The 13,415-nt window shown below is 67.8% G+C and carries 9 protein-coding genes and 1 CRISPR repeat array; of the genes, 8 read left to right on the top strand and 1 reads right to left on the bottom strand.

Translation table 11 applies throughout. The features are described 5' to 3' along the window. Positions 1–85 precede the first annotated feature (85 nt). Complete coding sequence (locus KHU32_RS12705; RefSeq protein WP_213670450.1) at positions 86–781, bottom strand: M24 family metallopeptidase; 696 nt, start codon at positions 779–781, stop codon at positions 86–88. Between the two features lie 255 nt (positions 782–1,036). Between KHU32_RS12705 and cas3 the strand changes: the two genes are divergently transcribed. The 8 genes from cas3 to KHU32_RS12665 all read left to right on the top strand — a co-directional run bounded on the left by cas3 (position 1,037) and on the right by KHU32_RS12665 (position 13,403). Beyond that, on the top strand, positions 1,037–3,340 hold the full coding sequence (gene cas3 / locus KHU32_RS12700) for a CRISPR-associated helicase Cas3' (RefSeq protein ID WP_213670449.1): 2,304 nt from the start codon (positions 1,037–1,039) through the stop codon (positions 3,338–3,340). Between the two features lie 356 nt (positions 3,341–3,696). Next, complete coding sequence (gene cas5c, locus KHU32_RS12695) at positions 3,697–4,314, top strand: type I-C CRISPR-associated protein Cas5c (protein WP_456315943.1); 618 nt, start codon at positions 3,697–3,699, stop codon at positions 4,312–4,314. Next, a complete protein-coding gene (cas8c, locus tag KHU32_RS12690; RefSeq protein WP_213670447.1) occupies positions 4,311–6,107 on the top strand; it encodes a type I-C CRISPR-associated protein Cas8c/Csd1 in 1,797 nt (598 codons plus the stop codon). The genes cas5c and cas8c overlap by 4 nt, the downstream gene beginning before the upstream one ends. Then, positions 6,100–7,038: a type I-C CRISPR-associated protein Cas7/Csd2 gene (gene cas7c / locus KHU32_RS12685; RefSeq protein ID WP_213670446.1), complete on the top strand. Its 939-nt coding sequence runs from the start codon at positions 6,100–6,102 to the stop codon at positions 7,036–7,038. Before cas8c ends, cas7c begins: the two co-directional genes overlap by 8 nt. A gap of 6 nt (positions 7,039–7,044) precedes the next feature. Beyond that, the gene (cas4, locus tag KHU32_RS12680; RefSeq protein ID WP_213670445.1) at positions 7,045–7,686 is read left to right on the top strand and encodes a CRISPR-associated protein Cas4; all 642 of its coding nucleotides are present in this window, start codon (positions 7,045–7,047) and stop codon (positions 7,684–7,686) included. A gap of 10 nt (positions 7,687–7,696) precedes the next feature. Continuing rightward, positions 7,697–8,737: a type I-C CRISPR-associated endonuclease Cas1c gene (cas1c, locus tag KHU32_RS12675; protein WP_213670444.1), complete on the top strand. Its 1,041-nt coding sequence runs from the start codon at positions 7,697–7,699 to the stop codon at positions 8,735–8,737. Between the two features lie 7 nt (positions 8,738–8,744). Continuing rightward, positions 8,745–9,035, top strand: a complete 291-nt coding sequence (gene cas2, locus KHU32_RS12670; RefSeq protein WP_213670443.1) for a CRISPR-associated endonuclease Cas2 — start codon at positions 8,745–8,747, stop codon at positions 9,033–9,035. A gap of 192 nt (positions 9,036–9,227) precedes the next feature. Continuing rightward, positions 9,228–11,656: direct repeats of the CRISPR family, unit length 31 nt; unit sequence GTCGCTCCCTCACGGGGGCGTGGATCGAAAC. Positions 11,657–11,768: 112 nt separating this feature from the next. Then, entirely contained in the window at positions 11,769–13,403 is a 1,635-nt protein-coding gene (locus KHU32_RS12665; protein WP_213670442.1) for a flavin-containing monooxygenase, read from the top strand. Positions 13,404–13,415 lie beyond the last annotated feature (12 nt).

Below are 13,415 nucleotides of genomic sequence, written 5' to 3'. Positions count from 1 at the left end.
TCCAGGGGTGTGACGAGCGCCTAACGGGCATCGGCCCCGCGCGACGGCATACATAACCGCAACGCCGCGCGAGGCATGTTTCCCGTCAGACGGGATCGGGCAGGAGTAGCCTTTCGTAGAAGCCGCCCCAGCTCCGGTCCTGGTTCACGAGATGCACCTCGAGGATCCAGTACTTCGTCTGCCCCGATGCATCCGGATCGCGCATCCGGGAGGGATTGTCTGGGCTGATCCGGTAGAGGTCCTTGTCGCCAGGGATGCGGGCATGCGGGAACTCGCCCACGAGATGGCCCGCGATCTGGCCGCCCCAGAGCCAGCCATCCTCGGCCGCGAACTTCTCGGCCGCGGCGAAGAGCTCGGCGCCCGTGATGTCCTGGTGGGCGTCGAAATGGGCCCGCAGCTTCTCGAAATGGCGCGGCAGATCCGCCTTGAGGCGATGCTTCACCGGATCGTCGCCAAGTACGTAGGTGCGGCCGACATCGGCCTCCCACTCCTCGAAGACCGGCCCGAGATCGACGAAGACCATGTCGTCGGCCAGGATGTCGATGACCGGCGGATTATCGGCCGCAATGGTGAGCGTGTTGATGCCGGCGCGGACGATGCGCTTGTGCCAGTGCTTCTCCACATTGAAGTCGCGCGCGGCGAGCGCGTAGATGTCCTTCTCGACCTCGCGCTCTGTGCGGCCCGGCGCAATCAGGCCTTTGGCCTCGATGGCGTCGAAGAGCTGCTGGGCCTGCTCCTCCGCGTGCCGCAAGGCGGCCAGCCGGACATTCTCTTCGTTCATCGAGGCTCCTTTCCGTGAGTCGCCGCGGGGCGAAATCCTCGCCCGGCAGCCGTTATATTTGAAGGGATATAGCGATGGCGGCGCTTTGAACGTCAAGCCACGGACAGCGGGCGAGATGACAGGATGGCGTCGCGAGCTCGCGATGATCGCGAGGGCCGGCCGGGCGACCAGAAATTACCAAGATAGGAATGTTTGGCGGGTGCGCCAGCGATGGCCTTTCATGGACCTTCCAAAGCTGAGCCGAGGAAGATCGTCGTGCCCAACCCGAGGACCACGCCTCTCTACGCCCATTCGCTGGAGACCGCCGATCGCAGCGGCTGGGAACCGCTGCCGGAACATCTTGCCGCCGTCGCCACCCGCGCCGCCGGCTTCGCCGAAAGCTTCGGCTGGGATGTCGTGGCCCGGGCCATCGGCTTGCTGCACGACATCGGCAAGGTGTCGGAGGGCTACCAGGCCTATATCGCCACGCCCCGCGAGCCGGGCAGGACGGTGAAGGGGCCCGACCATTCCACCGCCGGCGCGCGTATCGCGGTCGAGGCCTATGGGCCGATGGTCGGCAAGATGATGGCCTTCGCCATTGCCGGTCATCACGCCGGCCTGGCGGATGCGGTCGAGTTGCAGCAGCGCCTCGGGCCCGAGCGCCGCATCGAGCCCTATCAGGGCTGGGAGGCGCAGGCCGGGCCCCTGCCGCCGCTGACCGAGCTCAAGCCGCGCCGGCCCCTGCAGCGGGGCCGCCATGCCGGCTTCAGCCAGGCCTTCCTGACCCGCATGCTCTTCTCCTGCCTCGTGGATGCGGATTTCCTGGAGACGGAGCGCTTCTACGCGGCGTCGAAGGGCGAGGAGGTCGAGCGTGAGGGCTTCACCGCGCTGCCTGAGCTCCGCGACCGCCTGCGCGCCTATATGGCAGGCGGTCTCCGCAGCGAGGGCACGGATTCCGTCCAGGCCCTTCGCGGCCGTGTCCTGCGGCACGCCGTCGAACGGGCGGAACTGGCACCGGGGCTCTTCACGCTCACCGTGCCCACCGGTGGCGGCAAGACGCTGACCTCGCTTTCCTTCGCGCTGGAGCATGCGCTGCGGCACGGGATGCGCCGGGTAGTCCATGTGATCCCCTTCACCTCCGTCATCGAGCAGACGGCCGCCGTCTTCCGCGAGGCGCTCGGCACGAAGGACGACGTGCTGGAGCACCACGCGAGCTTCGACTGGGAGACGGCGCGCAATCTGGCCGAGGATGACGAGGGGCGGGACGGCCTGGCCAAGCTGCAGAAGGCGGCGGAGAACTGGGCGGCGCCCATCGTCGTCACCACGGCGGTGCAGTTCTTCGAGAGCCTCTTCGCCAACCGCACCTCGCGCTGCCGCAAGCTGCACAATCTCGCGAAGGCCGTCATCGTGCTCGACGAGGCGCAGACCTTGCCGCTGCCTCTCCTGCGCCCCTGCATGGCAGCGCTGGAGGAGCTCGCGCTCAACTACGGCGCCAGCATCGTGCTCTGCACGGCGACGCAGCCGGCGCTGCGCGAGAAGGACGGCTTTCCGGGCGGCTTTCCCATCGGCGAGGAGCGGGAGCTGGCGCCGGAACCGAAGGCGCTTTTCGCGGAGCTGAAGCGCGTCGAGGTTGAGCGGCTGCCGGTGCCGGTATCCGACGAAGTCATCGCTGCGCGCTTTGCGGAACAGCCGCAGATGCTGTGCATCGTCAACAGCCGCGCCCACGCGCGGGAGCTGTTCGAGGCGATACGTCACCTGCCGGGCGCTACGCATCTCAGCACGCTGATGTGCCCCCGGCACCGGCGGCAGGTGCTGGAGCAGGCGCGGCAGCGGCTGAAGGCAGGCGAGCCGGTGCGGGTGGTGAGCACCTCCCTCATCGAGGCTGGCGTGGATGCCAGCTTTCCCGAGGTCTGGCGCGCCTCGGCGGGGCTGGACTCGATCATCCAGGCGGCCGGCCGCTGCAACCGGCATGGCGAACGGGAAAGGGGCCGCGTGGTGGTCTTCGAGGCGGAGGGGAAGAAGCCGCCGCACGAGATCGCGCAGTTCTGGCAGGCGGCGCAGCCCGTGCTGGCGGCGCATGAGGATCCGCTGACCCTGGAGGCGATCGAGGCCTATTTCCGCGAGCTCTATTTCAACAAGGGCGCGCATGACCGGCCGCGGGAAGACCCGCTGGACGCGGTGAAGGTGGGCGAGCGGGCAGGGGGTACCCTGGCGGCCTTGAAGGAGCGGGCGGATCGGCTGGATTTTCCGTTTCGCGGCATTGCCGAGGCCTTCCGCCTCATCGACGCCGTGATGGCGACGGTCGTCGTGCCTTTCGACGAGGAGGCGCAGAAGCTGCTGAAGGAGATGGGGGCGATGGAGCGGCCAACTTCAGGGCACATGCGGCGCCTGCAGCAATTCACGGTCTCGATCCCGCGGCAGGTCCGTGGCGAGTGGCTGGTGATGGGGGCGCTGCGCCCCGTTCATCCAGCGATCGGGGAGGAGCTGCTGACCTTTGTGGACCGCGCGCATTATCGGCCGCAGACCGGGCTGGATATCTGGCGGCCCGGCGAACGGTCGATCCAGAGCGGGATCTTCTGAGAGCGGTCCGGATCAGCTTGGCAACGCCGGTGGAAGATGCGCAGGGCCGGTCAGGCGCGCGAGGCGACGACGGCGCGGCTACGACCATTGCAGAATAAAATGTTGTTTGGAGTCGGTAGAAATATTCGCGGCTGCACATGCCGAAATGAATTAATTTTCCTAAGTGTTCATTGCATAGTTATCGAATGAACGTTTCTAACGACGCGGGTATATTTTCAAATAATTTCATTATTTAGAATATATTGACGTATTTTCTGCTCGTGGGAGGGTATCCTAGGGATAATAAGGGTAGATCCATGGCCTTTGGGGTGAGGCTGCAAGTCTGGGGTGATCGCGCCTGCTTCACCAGACCGGAAATGAAGGTCGAGCGCGTCTCCTATGACGTCATGACGCCGTCCGCCGCCCGGGGCATCCTCGAGGCGATTCACTGGAAGCCCGCCATCCGCTGGGTCGTGGACCGGATCCATATCCTCCGGCCCATCCGCTTCCAGTCCTTCCGACGCAACGAGGTCAGCGCGAAGGCGAGTGCGGCCCTGGCCGACCGGGCCATGCGGGCGGGCTCCACCCAGGGTCTCGGCCTGGTGGTGGAGGAGGTCCGGCAGCAGCGAGCGGCTATGCTCCTCGTCGACGTGGCCTATGTGATCGAGGCGCATTTCGAGATGACCGCCCGCGCGGGCACCGAGGACACGCCGGCCAAGCATCATGCCATGTTCACGCGCCGCGCCGCCGCGGGTCAGTGCTTCCATCGACCCTGCCTCGGCACACGCGAATTCGCGGCGGATTTCGCCCTGATCCCGGAAGGCGCGCCGCTGCCGGCCAGCGAGTGGCCGGCCGACGAGGCCGAGCGCGATCTGGGCTGGATGCTGCACGACATCGACTTCGCGCAGAACCGCACCTCGCGCTTCTTCCGCGCGCGCCTCGTCAATGGCGTGATGGACGTGCAGGCCTGCCTGGCCGAGGGCACGATCGCATGAGCCTCCTCCAGGCGCTCGACGGCTACTACGGGCGCATGGCCGCGCGCGGTGAGGCGGAGGCGCCGGGCTATTCGCGGGAGAAGATCAGCTTCGCGATCATGCTCTCCCCGGAGGGCGACCCCGTCCAGGTCGTGGATCTGCGGGAGCAGAGCGGAAAGAAGCTCGTCCCGCGGCTGATGACGGTCCCGGCGGCGGGGAAGCGCACGGCCGGCATCATGCCGAACTGCCTCTGGGACAAGAGCGCCTATGTGCTCGGCCGCACCGCCGGCGAGGGGCGCCGTACGGCCGAGGAGCATGCGGCCTTCCGGGAAGCGCATCTGAAGCTCTTGGCCGGGACCAATGACGAAGGGCTGCTGGCCCTGCGGCGCTTCCTGGAGGGCTGGACGCCCGACCGCTTCGACGCCGAGCCCTTCAAGCCCGAGATGCTGGACGCCAATATCGTCTTCCGCCTATCGGGGGGCGGCTACCTGCATGATCGTGAGGCCGCGCAGCGACTGATCGGAAGGCCCGTGGCGGATGGCCGGCCGCCGGCCTTTTGCCTCGTCACGGGCGAGGAGGCGCCCGCCCAGCGGCTTCATCCGACGATCAAGGGCGTCGAGGGGGCGCAGTCCTCGGGGGCCGCGCTGGTCTCCTTCAACCTTGAGGCCTTCACCTCCTACGGAAAGGAGCAGGGCGATAACGCGCCCACCTCGGAGATCGCGGCTTTCCGCTACGGCGCCGCGCTGAACCGCATGCTCGACCGCGCGAGCCCCAATCGCCTCCCGCGCCCGATCGGCGATGCATCGGTCATCTTCTGGGCCGATGCGAGCGAGGAGGTCGCCAAGCCGATCGAGGACGCCTTCGCCGATTTCTTCAGCCCGCCGACGCCGGAAGCCTCGACCGGAAATCTGGAGCGCGACGAGCAGCAGGCCGCCCTGGTTCGTGACGAGTTGCAATGGGTCTTGGACGGCCGCCCCTACAGGGAAGGCGGCCCTCGGTTGGAGCCGGGCGTCCGCTTCAACATCCTGGGCCTGTCGCCCAATGCGGCGAGGCTGTCGGTCCGCTTCTGGATGCAGGGCCGCTTCGAGGTCTTCGCGAAGCGCCTCGCCGAGCATTACGACGACCTCTCGATCGAGCCGACGCCCTGGCGCGCCGCCCCGCCCGCGATCCAACGCCTGCTGGTGCGGACGACCGCGGCGCAGGAAAAATTCGAGAACATCCCGCCCCAGCTCGCCGGCGAGGTCACGCGCGCGATCCTGACCGGCGGCAATTATCCGCGTCCGCTGCTGGCCGCCGCCCTCATGCGCCTGCGTGCCGGCGACGATCCCAGCACCGGCTGGCACGCCGCGGCCATCCGCGCCGTGCTCGCGCGCGAGGGCCGCAAACATCGAAGGGAGATTCCGCCTGTGAGCCTGAACCGGGAGGAGCCGAACGCCGCCTATCAGCTCGGCCGCATGTTCGCGATGGCCGAGATCGCGCAGCGCATGGCGCTGGGCAAGGTCAACGCCACCATCCGGGACCGCTATTTCGGCGCGGCCTCGGCGACGCCGGCCGGCGTCTTCCCGCTGCTGCTGCGCGGCATGCAGAACCACCTGGCGAAGCTGCGCAAGGACGGGAAGGGCGGTTTCATCGAGCGCGAGCTGGATCAGATCGCCGAGCAGCTTCCCTCGGCGCTGCCGCGTTCGCTGCGGCTCGAGGAGCAGGGGCGCTTCGTCATCGGCTACTACCACCAGCGCCGCGCCCGGGTGGCGGGCAAGCCGGTGGAGGAATTGGAAGCGGCGGAGACGCCGGAAGGGGGCGAGACCAATGTCTGAGACCAGCGCGCTGACGCAGCGCCACGAATTCGTCCTGTATTTCGATGTCGCGAACGGCAATCCGAACGGCGATCCGGATGCCGGCAACCTGCCGCGCCTCGACCCCGAGACCAATCGGGGCCTCGTCTCCGACGTCGCGATCAAGCGCAAGATCCGCAACTACGTGGCGCTCGCGAAGGGCGAGGTGCCGGGCCACGAGATCTACATGCGGGACGGCGCCACGCTGAACCTCGAGCATAAGCGGGCCTGGCAGGCGGTGCTGCCCGAGGTCTCCAAGGCCGAGGAGATGAAGAAACTGCCGAAGGAGGAGGCGAAGTCCCGCGCGCTGACGCGCTGGATGTGCGCCAACTTCTGGGACATCCGCGCCTTCGGCGCTGTCATGACGACGGGCGTGAATGCGGGGCAGGTGCGCGGCCCGGTGCAGATCACCTTCGCCAATTCCGTCGAGCCGGTGATGCCGCTGGAAATCTCCATCACCCGCCTGGCCGCGACGACCGAGAAGGACGCCGAGGACAAGGGCGGCCGCACCATGGGCCGCAAGCACATCATCCCCTACGGCCTCTACCGCGCGCATGGCTTCGTGAATGCGCCGCTCGCCTCGCACGACACCAAGGGCACCGGCTTTTCGGAGGCCGATCTCGAGCTGCTGTTCGAAGCGCTGTCGAACATGTTCGAACATGATCGCTCCGCCGCGCGGGGCGAGATGGCGACGCGCAAGCTGGTCGTGTTCCGCCATGCCGGCGCGTTGGGAAATGCCCATGCCCATGAGCTCTTCGACCGGGTGAAGACCTGGCGCCAGCACAAGGGCAGCCGTCAGCCGATCGGCGACGAGGCCACCGACAACTGGCCCGCCGCGCGCAGCTTCACCGACTATGCGATCACGGTGGATCGGGAGAACCTGCCCGCAGGCATCGAGGTGATCGAAAGATAGCCCGCGATGGCCGCTGCGGCACCGGATCCGGAGGTCGAGGACGCGCTGATCCCGCTCTCGGCGCTGCAGCACCATCTCTTCTGCCCGCGGCAATGCGCGCTGATCCATGTGGAGCAGCTCTGGGCCGAGGATGTGGCGACGGCGGAAGGCCGCCTGCTGCACGAAAAGGTGGATGCCGGACGGCCCGAGACCCGGCCCGGTATCCGTGTCGCGCGTGGCCTCGCGCTGCGATCGCTGGCCCTCGGCGTCTCAGGCAAGGCGGATGCGGTGGAGTTCCGCGGGCGCCCGCCGCAGCCCTTCCCGGTCGAGTACAAGCGCGGCAAGCCCAAGCCGCACCGCGCCGACGAGGTGCAGCTCTGCGCGCAGGCCATCTGTCTCGAGGAAATGTTCGGCCGGCCGGTGCCGGAGGGCGCGCTCTTCTACGGCACCACGCGCCGGCGCCTCGTTGTCGCCTTCGATGAAGAGCTGCGCGCCTTGACCTCGGGCGTCGCCACCGAGGCGCGGGCGAACCTGCTGGCCGGCCGCACGCCGCCGCCGGTGCGCCTGTCGGGCTGCCGTCGCTGCTCCCTGCAGGACCTCTGCCAGCCCGACAGGCTCGCGGCGCCGCCGTCGATTTCACGCTGGCTGGCCGGGCAGCTGGCGGATTGAGGAGGCGACGATGCGACGGATGCGAAACACCATCTACGTCACCAGCGAGGGCGCCTGGCTGCGCAAGGACGGCGAGAACCTCGTCGTCGAGGTGGACGGCGAGGAACGCGGCCGTGCGCCGCTGCACATGCTCGACGGCGTGATGAGCTTCGCGCGCCCCGGCGCGTCGCCGGCGCTCCTGTCCGCCTGCGCGGAGGCCGGCGTCGCCCTGTCCTTCCTCGATCCCAATGGCCGCTTCCTGGCTCGCGTCGAAGGCGCGCGGAGCGGCAACGTGCTGCTGCGCCGGGCGCAGTATCGCATCGCCGACGACCCGGCGCGCCAGGTGCCGATCGTCCGTGGCATCGTCGCCGCCAAGGCCGCCAACCAGCGCACGGTCCTGTTGCGCGCGCTGCGCGACCATGGCGAGGCGATGGAGGCGGGCGCGCGCGACGCCCTGGCCGTCGCCGAGCAGCGCCTCGGCCATATCGCCCGCCGGACCCTGGCCATGGACGAGGTCGACACGCTGCGCGGGCTGGAGGGCGAGGCGGCGGCGACCTATTTCGCGGTTTTCGACCACATGATCCGTGTGGAGGGGGAGGGGCTGCGCTTCACCGGCCGATCGCGTCGCCCGCCGCTCGATCGCGTGAATGCGCTGCTCTCGTTCCTCTACTCCACGCTGGGGCACGACTGCCGCTCCGCGCTGGAGGCGCATGGGCTGGATCCGCAGGTTGGCTTCCTCCATGCCGACCGTCCCGGCCGCGCGGGCCTGGCGCTGGACCTGATGGAGGAGCTGCGTCCCGTGCTGGCGGACCGGCTGGCGCTCAGCCTCCTCAATCGAGGCCAGCTCCGCGCGGATGACTTCATCGTCGAGGAAGCGGGCGGCGTGCGGCTGACGGATGCGGCGCGCAAGACGGTGCTGACCGCTTGGCAGGAGCGCAAGCGGCAGGAACTGCGCCACCCCTTCCTGGGAGAGACGGCGCCGATGGGTCTTGTGGTCCACCTGCAGGCGCAGCTGCTGGCGCGTCACCTGCGCGGCGACCTGGACGGATACCCCGCCTTCATCTGGAAGTGAGCGCGGCATGCTGATGCTGGTCGCCTACGACGTGAGCACGGAAACCGCGGCGGGCCGGCGCAGGCTGAGGCGGGTCGCGCGCGCCTGCCTCGATTTCGGCCAGAGGGTGCAGAATTCGGTGTTCGAGTGCGAGGTGGAGCCCGCACAATGGACGACCCTTCGCGCCCGATTGATCGGCGAGATCGATCCCGCGACGGACAGCCTGCGGTTCTATCGTCTGGGCGCCGATGGCCGCCGACGCGTGGAACATGTCGGCGCCAAGCCGGCGCTGGACCTGGACGGGCCCCTCCTGTTCTGATTCTGAGCGGTGCTGCGCGAACGGCAAGCGCGCATGGTTTTCGCGGGAGGTTCGCGAGAGAGCTCCGGCGTTTTTCGTCAGGGGCTTGCGGAATGGTGAGGGAGGCAGCGGCTTGTCCTGACGCTGCGGCGGGTGGGGTTCGCGCTGAGGGGGTGGATAGTGCTGTTGGGGCATTTGCTTGAGACTGGGTGGGTCGCTCCCTCACGGGGGCGTGGATCGAAACCGGCAGGGCGTTGGTCAGGAGCTGCGCGCCGCCGTCGCTCCCTCACGGGGGCGTGGATCGAAACCGTTACTCCCGACCTCCATGAGCCGATGGAACGGGTCGCTCCCTCACGGGGGCGTGGATCGAAACCTACGGGGATGCGGGGTTGGGCCGCTCCGCTACCGTCGCTCCCTCACGGGGGCGTGGATCGAAACGCGTCGTGGCCTGCGGAGCGCCAACAGGCGGCAGGTCGCTCCCTCACGGGGGCGTGGATCGAAACAGGATCTGCGCGACGGTCGTGTAGTAGAGGTCCTGTCGCTCCCTCACGGGGGCGTGGATCGAAACGCGGCCGACGGGAAGGCGCGGAAGGTCGGCTATGGTCGCTCCCTCACGGGGGCGTGGATCGAAACTCGGCCACGATCGTCGCGACGTTGGCGGTGTCGTGTCGCTCCCTCACGGGGGCGTGGATCGAAACAGGCCACGCAGTCCCCCGCGAAGGTCTCGCCAGGTCGCTCCCTCACGGGGGCGTGGATCGAAACAGCAGGGATGGGCCGGATCAGAGGTCCAGGCCGCGTCGCTCCCTCACGGGGGCGTGGATCGAAACCCGGACCCGATCGTCCCCGTCGAGCGTGACGCCGTCGCTCCCTCACGGGGGCGTGGATCGAAACGCCTGCTCGCGCTCGACCGGCGTGAGCTCGCCGCGTCGCTCCCTCACGGGGGCGTGGATCGAAACCGATCCTGGCGAAGAGCTTGGCGTAGGTGATGCGCGTCGCTCCCTCACGGGGGCGTGGATCGAAACCGCGCACCGTGCGTCACGAAATGGACTGCGAGGGTCGCTCCCTCACGGGGGCGTGGATCGAAACGATGGCGGCCGCCACGTCCGGACCGGCGAGCCAAGTCGCTCCCTCACGGGGGCGTGGATCGAAACAGGGCCTGGGCGATCGGGTCTTGGACCTTGCGGGTCGCTCCCTCACGGGGGCGTGGATCGAAACATCGGCTTCCAACGGACGGACGGACGGCTCGTCGTCGCTCCCTCACGGGGGCGTGGATCGAAACCAGAGCGGCTGTCCACCGCCTGGCGGCGCTGAGCCGTCGCTCCCTCACGGGGGCGTGGATCGAAACGGCCACTCAACGGGGAGGCCGGCCAGAGGGGCGGTCGCTCCCTCACGGGGGCGTGGATCGAAACGGGCAAGCCTGCACCGAGGCTGGCAGCAGAAGCGGTCGCTCCCTCACGGGGGCGTGGATCGAAACATCCCCGCTCGTGCTGGGGAACTAGGCGCTTCGCCCGTCGCTCCCTCACGGGGGCGTGGATCGAAACCAGGATTGGTACCGCTTGACCTCATAGATCGGCGTCGCTCCCTCACGGGGGCGTGGATCGAAACCTGGCCCTCGATGTCGGCCTGAGCGTCGCGTATGGTCGCTCCCTCACGGGGGCGTGGATCGAAACATGCGCCCACTCCCATCCGCTCGCGCCGGATTTCGTCGCTCCCTCACGGGGGCGTGGATCGAAACGATGCCTCGGGGAAAACTCGCAGAAACCCGGCAACGTCGCTCCCTCACGGGGGCGTGGATCGAAACAGAAAATTGAAAGCCGATAACCGGGCATTCACGAGTCGCTCCCTCACGGGGGCGTGGATCGAAACGCCCATCTATGAGTCATTGCGCTGGAAACCCGGAGGTCGCTCCCTCACGGGGGCGTGGATCGAAACAAGGCCGAGACGCAGCGCCTGATCTCCTGGACGGTCGCTCCCTCACGGGGGCGTGGATCGAAACTCGACGCTGTTGCCGGACGCATTGAGGATGCTGGTCGCTCCCTCACGGGGGCGTGGATCGAAACTGGGCGTAGCTCGCCGCGCGCTCGGCTTCCGTTCGTCGCTCCCTCACGGGGGCGTGGATCGAAACTTCGCAATTGCGGACATGTGGAGTTCCTTCAGGGAGTCGCTCCCTCACGGGGGCGTGGATCGAAACGTGATCTACCTGACGACGCAGTCTGCGGCTCCTGTCGCTCCCTCACGGGGGCGTGGATCGAAACGGACGGAGTTCAGCCGTGAACGCAATCTCAACGGTCGCTCCCTCACGGGGGCGTGGATCGAAACCCGCGTCGTCCGACGGCAGCCAGGCGCCCTACGGGTCGCTCCCTCACGGGGGCGTGGATCGAAACCAGAGCATGTCGGCGAAGAAGACGCGGATCGTCTGTCGCTCCCTCACGGGGGCGTGGATCGAAACGATCATTCGATGGCACCCGTCTCAGGGTTGAACGTCGCTCCCTCACGGGGGCGTGGATCGAAACACGTGGCCCGCACCCACCAGAACCTTCTTGACCGTCGCTCCCTCACGGGGGCGTGGATCGAAACACGGCCGGCTCGCCGAACACGCTCTCGCGCACGAGTCGCTCCCTCACGGGGGCGTGAACCGAAACGCGATCAGCGACAGCCGCCCTACACCCCATCCGCACCGAACCCATTTGCCCAAACGGCCAAGGACGATCAGAATCAGCCCAACGACAGTCCAAGAAGAGGAGCACCGCCGGCATGCCAGCCCCAGCGCCCACAGCAGAACTGACCACCCGGGCCGATACCCTCGACGTCATCGTCATCGGCGCGGGCATGTCCGGCCTCTACCAGCTCATCCGCCTGCGGGAGCTCGGTCTCCGGGCCCGCGTTCTCGAAGCCGGCTCCGGCGTTGGCGGCACCTGGTACTGGAATCGCTATCCCGGCTGCCGCTTCGATTCCGAAAGCTATTCCTACGGCTATTCCTTCGACAGCGACCTGCTCAGCGAATGGAGCTGGACCGAGCATTTCGCCCCCCAGCCCGAGACCGAGCGCTATCTCAACCTCGTCGCCGACAAATACGATCTCCGCCGCGACATCCAATTCTCGGCCCGCGTGAAGGCGGCGCATTGGGACGAGGCCGCTGGATGCTGGAACATCGAGCTGGAGGATGGCGGCCGGCACCGCGCGCGCTTCCTCATCACCGCCATCGGCGCGCTTTCCACGCCCACCATGCCGAGCTTCCCGGGCATGGATGATTTCAAGGGGCCTTCCTTCCACACCGGCCTCTGGCCGAAGGAGAAGGTGGATTTCGCGGGCAAGCGCGTCGCGGTCATCGGCACCGGGGCCTCGGGTGTGCAGACGATCCAGGAGGTGGCCAAGACGGCCGCGCAGCTGACCGTCTTCCAGCGCACGCCAAACTGGTGCGCGCCGCTGCATAACGGGAAGATCTCGCCCGAGGAGATGGCGGAGATCCGCACCCGCTACGACGAGATTTTCCAGCGCTGCCGGGAAACATGGGCCTGCTTCCTCCATACGGCGCATCCCCAGGACACCTTCGATGCCACGGCGGAGGAGCGGCGCGCCTTCTGGGAGAAGCTCTATGCCGAGCGCGGCTTCGGCATCTGGGTCGGCAACTACCAGGACATCCTGACCAACCGCGCCGCGAATGAGGAGATCTCGCGCTTCATCGCCGACAAGATCCGCCAGCGCGTGAAGGATCCGGCGGTGGCGGAGAAGCTGATCCCGAAAAACCATGGCTTCGGCACCCGCCGCGTGCCGCTCGAGACCTTCTACTACGAGTGCTACAACCAGCCGAACGTGAAGCTGGTCGACAGCAAGGCGACGCCCATCGAGCGCATCACGCCGACCGGCATCCGGACCAGCGACGCCGAATACGAGTTCGACATCATCGTCTACGCCACTGGCTTCGACGCGCTGCGCGGTGCTTTCGACCGGATCGATTTCCGCGGCGCGAACGGCGTGGCCCTGAAGGACAAGTGGCAGGACGGCGCCACCTCGCTCGTGGGCATGCTGGTCGACGAATTTCCGAACATGCTGATGCTGGTCGGCCCGCACAACGCGCTCGGCAATATCCCGCGCACCATCGAATTCAACGTGGAATGGGTGACCGATTTCCTGCGCCATCTCGGCGAGCGCGGCGCCACGCGCTTCGAGGCGCAGCCCGAGGCCGTGGCGCAGTGGATGGATCACGTCATGGAGATCGCCCAGGGCCTGCTGAGCATGGAGGTCGATTCCTGGATGACGGGCGTGAACCACAACGTGGCCGGCCGGCAGACGCGGCGCATCGCGCGCTACACCGGCAGCGCCCCGAACTATCGCGCCTGGGCGAACGGCATCGCCGAGCGGGGATATGCGGGTGTGGAGATAGGCTGAGCCCGCGCCGGC

The sequence above is a fragment of the Roseococcus pinisoli genome (assembly GCF_018413645.1).
Taxonomy (GTDB): Bacteria; Pseudomonadota; Alphaproteobacteria; order Acetobacterales; family Acetobacteraceae; genus Roseococcus; species Roseococcus pinisoli.
The sequence above is the reverse complement of the archived record's forward strand: the minus strand, read 5'-3'. Positions and strand labels throughout refer to the sequence as shown.

Coding starts and splice junctions, on each gene's coding strand:
- KHU32_RS12705 (WP_213670450.1), bottom strand. CDS start 781: ATGAACGAAGAGAATGTCCGGCTGGCCGCCTTGCGGCACGCGGAGGAG.
- cas5c (WP_456315943.1), top strand. CDS start 3,697: ATGAAGGTCGAGCGCGTCTCCTATGACGTCATGACGCCGTCCGCCGCC.
- cas8c (WP_213670447.1), top strand. CDS start 4,311: ATGAGCCTCCTCCAGGCGCTCGACGGCTACTACGGGCGCATGGCCGCG.
- cas7c (WP_213670446.1), top strand. CDS start 6,100: ATGTCTGAGACCAGCGCGCTGACGCAGCGCCACGAATTCGTCCTGTAT.
- cas4 (WP_213670445.1), top strand. CDS start 7,045: ATGGCCGCTGCGGCACCGGATCCGGAGGTCGAGGACGCGCTGATCCCG.
- cas1c (WP_213670444.1), top strand. CDS start 7,697: ATGCGACGGATGCGAAACACCATCTACGTCACCAGCGAGGGCGCCTGG.
- cas2 (WP_213670443.1), top strand. CDS start 8,745: ATGCTGATGCTGGTCGCCTACGACGTGAGCACGGAAACCGCGGCGGGC.
- KHU32_RS12665 (WP_213670442.1), top strand. CDS start 11,769: ATGCCAGCCCCAGCGCCCACAGCAGAACTGACCACCCGGGCCGATACC.